General features: G+C 61.1%; 1 protein-coding gene. It reads left to right on the forward strand.

From position 1 onward, the window contains the following. Positions 1-240 precede the first annotated feature (240 nt). Positions 241-1,711, forward strand: a 1,471-nt coding sequence (istA, locus tag C1Y63_RS12340) for an IS21 family transposase (RefSeq protein WP_106016741.1), incomplete at its 3' end; no start/stop codon positions are given.

Consider the following 1,711-nt stretch of genomic DNA (forward strand, 5'->3'; position numbering starts at 1 on the left):
TGTTGAGCGACACGATAGATTGCACACTCAGCGACACGAGAAAGTGCGCACCACGTAGACGGAGCGAGCCCTACCCCCGGCCCTAGTTCTTCCATCACCGCCCACGCCTGCGGGAGGGGCCTTGTGCCCCCCTGTAGCACCTGTTGGGCCCCCGAACCCCCCTGTACATAAAGCAGTCCCCCTCCGAATCTGTGATGATTAATCCGTCAAAACATCACACCACAGTCAGAGGAGGACTGCATGCTGACCCTGGAAGGGATCATGGATATTTTTACCACGTTCAGCTTGGCCAAGAGCTATCGCGCGACCGCTGAGGTCTGCGGCGTTAGCCCCAACACGGTCAAGGCCTACGTCACGCAAGGCCCGGAGGCGCTGACCGCGATGCACACCGTCGACGGTGTTCGGAAGGTGCGGCGCAGCCGGCCGAAGAAGCTGGAGAAGTTCTACGCCCACATCGACGAGCTCATCGAGCAGTCCGGCGGGAAGGTGCAGTCGAAGATCGTCTTCCAGCGACTGTCGCAGTTTCCCGACTTCGATGCTTCCCAGCGCAGTGTGGATCGTGCTGTCGCGGCACGGAAGAAGGTCTTTGCCCAGTCCAGGCAGCGGGTGTATAAGCCGGTGGTGCCGACTCCTGGGCAGTACATGCAGTACGACTTCGGTGACGGCCCCGTCGTCGATGGGGCCAAAACGGTGCTGTTTGTGGCGTGGTTGCCGTTTTCTAGGGCCCGGTTTGTCTACCCGTTGCGGAATCGTCAGGCACCGTCTGTGCAGTACGCCTTGGATGCGGCGCTGCGGTTTTTCGGCGGTGTTCCGAAGTATGTGCTGACCGATAACGAAAAGACCGCGTCGACGGTGACCCGGTTTGGGCTGCCGGTGAAAAATCCGCAGATGGTGGAGTTTTTGTCCCGCTATGGGGCGAAGTTGTTGACCTGTCACCCCTACGATCCGGAGACGAAGGGTGGTGTGGAGCGTTCTGTGGCGGTGGCTAAGGAGCATCTGGTGCCCACCCAGGCGAACCTGGCTTGTGAGTACGCCAGCTTTGCCGAGTTGGTCGCCCGGTGTGAGCAGTTTGTTGAGGAGGTCAATCAGCGTGAGTGTGTCCGGGGGTTGACGCCTGCGCAGCTGTTGGAGCGTGAGCGTGAGTTTTTCTCTGCTGTGCCGCAGTCGTCGCTGGTGGTCAGCCCGTCGGGGGTGCGCAAGGTTGGTCAGCGCACGCCGATGGTGACTTTCCAGGGTGTGCAGTATTCGGTGCCGCAGCGGCTGTTGGGGCAGCAGGTGGTGGTCACTAGTGATCCGCAGAATACGACGGTGGTCGTGATGGTCATTGATGATGTCACGGGCCAGATTGAGGTTGTCGCTGAGCACAAGGTGCCGGCAGATCGGGCGGTGACGACCGTGGTCGATGACAGTCATTTCCCGGGTGTGCCTGTGGTGAGGGGGCCGGCACATCACCGGCCGCGGGCGACGACTGCGCAGGAGGCGAAGTTTTTGGCCTATGGCGCAGGTGCTGAGCGTTATGTGGCGGCGTGCGTGGATCAGGGGGTGAGTGCTGTGGCCGTCCGGTGCGAGAAGATCATGGCGTTAACGCAGGGTTTTTCCTCGCAGGAGGTCGATGCCGGGCTGGCGTTAGCCGCGCAGCACCAGCGGTTGACGGTTGCTGATGTGTTGAGTTTGATTCCTGCGGCCAAAGCCACCGTGTCGCAGGATGACA

The organism is Corynebacterium sp. 13CS0277, from assembly GCF_002994655.1.
In the GTDB taxonomy this organism is placed as follows: Bacteria; Actinomycetota; Actinomycetes; order Mycobacteriales; family Mycobacteriaceae; genus Corynebacterium.